Here is a 407-nt window from a genome sequence, read left to right as displayed (position 1 = left end):
TTTCCCATCGACTACGCTCTTCAGCCTCGCCTTAGGGGTCGACTTACCCTACCCTGATTAACATGGGATAGGAACCCTTGGTCTTCCGGCGTGCGGGTTTTTCACCCGCATTATCGTTACTCATGTCAGCATTCGCACTTCTGATACGTCCAGCATACCTCCCGGTACACCTTCAACCGCTTACAGAACGCTCCCCTACCACTTGTCCTAAGACAAATCCGCAGCTTCGGTGATATGTTTAGCCCCGTTACATCTTCCGCGCAGGCCGACTCGACTAGTGAGCTATTACGCTTTCTTTAAAGGGTGGCTGCTTCTAAGCCAACCTCCTAGCTGTTTTAGCCTTCCCACATCGTTTCCCACTTAACATATACTTTGGGACCTTAGCTGGCGGTCTGGGTTGTTTCCCT

The 407-nt window shown here is 51.4% G+C and carries 1 rRNA gene; it reads right to left on the bottom strand.

Annotation, left to right across the window (positions count from 1 at the left end):
• Nucleotides 1-407 (bottom strand): 23S ribosomal RNA (locus tag BGP78_RS20180); the annotation flags it as partial.

This window comes from Pseudoalteromonas sp. MSK9-3 (genome assembly GCF_003590335.1).
In the GTDB taxonomy this organism is placed as follows: Bacteria; Pseudomonadota; Gammaproteobacteria; order Enterobacterales; family Alteromonadaceae; genus Pseudoalteromonas.
Note: the sequence above shows the minus strand (reverse complement) of the source record. Positions and strands in the feature narration are given on the sequence as shown.